Here is a 5306-nt window from a genome sequence, read left to right on the forward strand (position 1 = left end):
GATGAGGGACATCATGGAAGGGCTTGCCTTTCGGTGTTGGGAGCAATGGCGGCGGAATGCCGTATGAAGTTCCTGGCACTGTACCTACAGAATCGCTCGTGCGGCGAGCGCAGGCCCTAGATCCATACAACGGCAAGCCGCTCTGTGTGGGGCGTCACCCGGGTGTGGCGCTGGTGCACCACGCCTCCCGGGCAGCGCGCCTTCACGCGGACGCGATGCGTTCGATCTGCTCGCCCAGTTCGAGCCAGCGGGCTTCCAGCGTATCGATCTCGTCGTTGATGCTTTTCAGGCGCCGACCGTCCTCGGCGATCTGGGCCGGCGCCTGGGTCTGGGCCAGGCTGGCCTCCACGGTCGCCTTGTCGGCGTTCAAAACGGCCAGGCGTTTTTCGGCCAGCTCCAGCTCCCGTTTCAGCGGACGTGTTTTCTCCGTGATCTGCTGGCGGGTTTGTGCGTCCTGGCGGCGCTGCTCGCCACCGCGTTCGGGTGTGGCGGCTGCGGGGGCCTCCACCGCCTTGGCGGGCGCGGGTGCGGCGTTCTTGCCGGCGTTGCGCTGTTCCTGGCGCTGCTCTTCGCGCGATTGTTTGGCCACGTCGAGCAAGTAGCGCTGGTAGTCGTCCAGATCGCCGTCGAAGGGGTCGATGCCACCGCGCGAGACCAGCCAGAATTCGTCGCACACCGCGCGCAGCAAGGCCCGGTCGTGGCTGACCAGCATCACCGTGCCCTCGAATTCGTTGAGCGCCATGGACAAGGCTTCCCGGGTCGCCAGATCCAGGTGGTTGGTGGGTTCGTCGAGCAGCAAGAGGTTGGGGCGTTGCCAGACGATCATGCACAGCACCAGCCGCGCCTTTTCGCCGCCGCTCATGCTGCCCACGCTTTGTTTGACCTGGTCACCGGTGAAGTTGAAGTTGCCCAGAAAACTGCGCAGATCTTGTTCGCGCGTGGCCTGTCCGCTGAGCCGGCTCTGTTCGGTGCATTCACGCACCAGCCGGATCATGTGTTCCAGTGGCGTGTCGGCTGGTCGCAGCACGTCGAGTTCTTGCTGCGCGAAGTAGCCGATGTTCAGACCCTTGCCTTCGGTGATCTGGCCCGCCAGGGGTTGCAGGTCGCGCGCGATGGTTTTCACCACGGTGGATTTGCCCTGGCCGTTGGCGCCCAGAATGCCGATGCGCTGCCCGGCCAGCACCGAGCGGCTGATGTTGCGCACGATGGTGGTGGGTTCACCACCGGCTTCACGGGGCGGGTAGCCAAAGCTGGCCAGGTGCATGGCCAGCATGGGGTTGGGCAGGTTTTGCGGCTCGGCGAACTCGAAGTTGAACTCGGCATCGGCCAGCACCGGGCCGATTTTTTCCATGCGCTCCAGCGCCTTGACGCGGCTCTGTGCCTGTTTGGCCTTGCTGGCCTTGGCCTTGAAGCGGTCGATGAATTTCTGCAGGTGCGCCATTTTTTCTTGCTGGCGCGAAAAAGCCGAAGCCTGCAAGCTCATTTGCTCGGCGCGCATGTCCTCGAAGCGGCTGTAGTTGCCACCGTAGCGGGTGAGTTGCGCGTTGCTGATGTGCACCGTCACATCGGTCACGGCGTCGAGAAATTCGCGGTCGTGGCTGATGACCAGCATGGTGCCTTCGTAGCGCTTGAGCCAAGCTTCCAGCCAGACCAGGGCGTCCAGGTCCAAGTGGTTGGTCGGTTCGTCGAGCAGCAGCAGGTCGCTGGGGCACATCAGCGCACGCGCCAACTGCAGGCGCATGCGCCAGCCGCCGGAGAAGCTGTTCACCGGGCGGTCGAGTTCGTCGGTGCGAAAACCCAGACCCAGGATCAGGGCCTGTGCCCGCGCTGGCGCGTCGTGCGCACCGGCATCGTGCAGCTCCATGTAGGCGTGGGCCATGCGCTCGCCGTCACCGCTTTCTTCCGACGCCGTCACCTCTTGCTGGGCGGCCAGCAGGGTCACGTCGCCTTCGATCACAAACTGGGTCGCGGGCATGTCGGTCTCGGGCATGTCCTGAGCCACCTGGGCCATGCGCCACTGCGCGGGCACGTAAAAGTCGCCCTTGTCTTCGTGCAAGGTGTGGTTGAGCAGGCCAAACAGGCTGGATTTGCCGGCGCCGTTGCGGCCCACGAGGCCCACTTTTTCACCCGGATTGAGCGTGACCGAGGCGTTGTCGAGAAGCACCTTCACGCCGCGGCGAAGGACCAGGTTTTTCAGAGTGATCATGGAAAGGGGTTCAAGCTCGCAAATAAGAGAAAACAAAAGGGGGCGCCGCCCGGCGGTGCGGGTTCGGCGCTGGTCTGTGCGCGCTACCGCTCCAGACCTTAGGCCGGGAGCGCCTCGCGGGTGAGCAGCAGCACCTGGTCTTCGCCGGCGCTGGTGGCGAGCCAGACCGGCTCCAACTGGGGGAAAGCGGCTTCGAAGTGCGCGCGTTCGTTGCCTATTTCTAACACCAGCACGCCGTGGGGCCGCAAGTGCCGCGCCGCGTCGCGCAGCAGCAGGCGGATGAAATCCATGCCGTCCGTACCGCCGGCCAGCGCCAGCGTGGGCTCGGCGCGGTACTCATCAGGCAGGGCATTCATGCTCTGCGCATTGACGTACGGCGGGTTGCACAGAACCAAATCCCAGGGGCCGGGGCAGGCGCTCAGGCCATCCGATTCCAGCAGCGCTATACGGTCTTCCAGACCGTGCCGTTGCACATTGATGCGGGCCACCGCCAGTGCGTCGCCGGAAATATCGGCACCGGTGACGCGCACCTCCGGGTAGGCCAAGGCCGCGATCACGGCCAGGCTGCCGTTGCCTGTGCACAAGTCCAGCACGTCCTGGGTGTGCTCGCCCAGCCAGGGGTCGATGTCGCCATCCATCAGCAATTCGGCAATAAAACTGCGCGGGACGATGCAACGCTCGTCCACATAAAAGGCAAGGCCTTGCAGCCAGGCCTCGCGGGTGAGGTAGGCCGCAGGCACACGGCTGTTGATGCGGCGTGCGATCAGCGCGGCCACGGCCTGCACGGACGCGTCGGGCACGGCTTGTTCGGCCAGCGCGTCCAGGTCGCTGTCCAGCGGCATGCCCAACTGCCACAGCAGCAGCCAGGCGGCTTCGTCGTGTGCGTTGTCGGTGCCATGGCCGTAGCTCAACTGGGCAGCGTCTAAACGTGCCACGGATTCGGCCAGGAGGTCTTTCAATAACATGGGGAAACGGTTCTTTTGTTCTGCGGGCAGGGAGTGGACACAGGCCGCGCAGACGCGGGCTTGCAGCGCCCCTCTCAGGCGGCGGCCTGGGCCAGGTTTTCCAGCACGCGCCGGTAAATGTTCTTCAGCGGTTCGATGTCGTGCACCGCCACGCATTCGTCCACCTTGTGGATGGTGGCGTTGGGCGGCCCCATCTCGATCACCTGTTCACAAACCTGGGCGATGAAGCGCCCATCGCTGGTGCCGCCCGTGGTGGAGAGCTCGGTCTGCAAACCGGTTTCGGCCTGTATGGCATTTTGCACCGCGTGCACCAGCGTGCCGGGCGCGGTGAGAAAAGGGCGGCCGCTCACGGTCCATTCCAGCGTGTAGCCGCTGCCCTCTGCCAGCCCATGGCGCAGCAAGGTGTCGCGCACCCGTTGCTGCAGCTGTTCGGGGCTGGACTCGGTGGAGAAGCGGAAGTTGAAGTCGATCACCACCTGACCCGGGATCACGTTGGACGCCCCGGTGCCGCCGTGGATATTGCTCACCTGCCAGCTCGTGGGCGGGAAGTAGGCGTTGCCGGCGTCCCATTCGGTGCCGGCCAGCTCGGCCAGTGCAGGTGCCGCGAGGTGGATTGGGTTGCGAGCCAGGTGCGGGTAGGCGATATGGCCTTGGATGCCCAACACGGTGAGCTTGCCGCTCATGCTGCCGCGGCGTCCGTTCTTGATCATGTCGCCGGTGCGCTCGACCGAGGTGGGTTCGCCCACGATGCACCAGTCCAGGCGTTCCCCGCGCCGCTTCAGTTCGTTGCATACCACCACCGTGCCGTCGGTGGCCGGCCCTTCTTCGTCGCTGGTGAGCAAAAAGGCGATGTCGATGGCGGGCCGTGGATGGGCCGCGAGAAATTCCTCGCAGGCCACCACCATGGCGGCGAGCGAGGTTTTCATGTCGCTGGCGCCACGACCATACAGTTTGCCGTCGCGGTGCGTAGGCACGAAGGGATCGCTGGTCCAGTCGCCGAGCGGGCCGGTGGGCACCACGTCGGTGTGGCCGGCAAAAACCAGCTTGGGGTTTTTCGCGGAAAGGTCGCTGGAAAAATGGGCCCAGAGATTGCGCACCCGGAAGTGCTCGGGTCCGCTGTCCAGCGACTCGCACACAAAGCCCAGCGCCCGCAACCGATCGGCGATCAGCGTCTGGCAGCCCTCGTCGCTCGGGGTGACAGAGGGGCGGGCGATCAGTTCTTCGCTCAGGCGCAGGGTAGGGGTCATGGATTCAGAATTTCACGTCGAAGGTGAACTCGGTGAAGGTGGCGTTGTCGCTCTGGTCGTCGTCCTGCTGCTTGGCTTCTTCGGTTGCTTTGACGGCGTTGAAGTCGTTTTGCAGACGCCACAACAAGTTGTTGGGCGAATCGGCGTGTGCCATACCCTCGTTGCGGGTCACCAGGCCATCGGCGATCAGATGCGCCAAGTCCTTCTCGAACGTCTGTGAACCTTCGGCCATGGACTTTTCCATGGCCTCGCGCACGCCGGAAAAATCGGCCTTTTCGATCAAGTCGGCCACCAGCGAGGTATTGAGCATGACCTCCATGGCGGGTACGCGCCCACCGGTGTGGGTGCGCAACAAACGCTGGGACACGATGGCGCGCAGGGCTGCAGCCAGATCGCCCAGCATGGTGGTCCGCACTTCGACCGGGTAGAAACTCAGGATGCGGTTGAGCGCCTGGTAGCTGTTGTTGGCGTGCATGGTGGTCAGGCACAGGTGGCCGGACTGGGCATAGGCAATGGCCGCCGACATGGTTTCCCGGTCGCGGATTTCGCCGATCAGGATCACGTCCGGCGCCTGGCGCAAAGCGTTCTTCAGGGCGATTTGCAAGGATTGGGTATCGGGGCCGATCTCGCGCTGGTTCACCACCGATTTTTTGTTGCGGTAGACGTATTCGATCGGGTCTTCGATGGTCAGCACGTGGCCGCTGGCGTTTTCGTTGCGGTGGTCGATCATGGCCGCCAGGGTGGTGGTCTTGCCCGCACCGGTGGCGCCGACCATCAGCAGCAACCCTCGCTTGGTCATGATCAACTCGCTCAGGATGTCGGGCAGGTTCAGGCTCGACAACGGCGGCACCTCCAGCGAGATGAAGCGCACGACCGCGGCAATGGAGC

4 protein-coding genes are annotated in these 5306 nt (G+C 64.3%); all 4 read right to left on the bottom strand.

Annotated elements, in window-relative coordinates; translation table 11 throughout:
- Positions 1-202: 202 nt before the first annotated feature.
- Positions 203-2206, bottom strand: a complete 2004-nt coding sequence (locus tag ABYB95_RS16365; RefSeq protein ID WP_372659620.1) for an ABC-F family ATP-binding cassette domain-containing protein — start codon at positions 2204-2206, stop codon at positions 203-205.
- Positions 2207-2304: 98 nt separating this feature from the next.
- A complete protein-coding gene (gene prmB, locus ABYB95_RS16370; RefSeq protein WP_372659621.1) occupies positions 2305-3171 on the bottom strand; it encodes a 50S ribosomal protein L3 N(5)-glutamine methyltransferase in 867 nt (288 codons plus the stop codon).
- A gap of 74 nt (positions 3172-3245) precedes the next feature.
- The gene (gene dapE, locus ABYB95_RS16375) at positions 3246-4418 is read right to left on the bottom strand and encodes a succinyl-diaminopimelate desuccinylase (RefSeq protein WP_372659622.1); all 1173 of its coding nucleotides are present in this window, start codon (positions 4416-4418) and stop codon (positions 3246-3248) included.
- Positions 4419-4422: 4 nt separating this feature from the next.
- On the bottom strand, positions 4423-5306 hold an 884-nt coding region (locus ABYB95_RS16380), incomplete at its 5' end, for a PilT/PilU family type 4a pilus ATPase (RefSeq protein WP_372659623.1).

The organism is Hydrogenophaga sp. (assembly GCF_041633695.1).
Lineage (GTDB): Bacteria > Pseudomonadota > Gammaproteobacteria > Burkholderiales > Burkholderiaceae_C > Hydrogenophaga.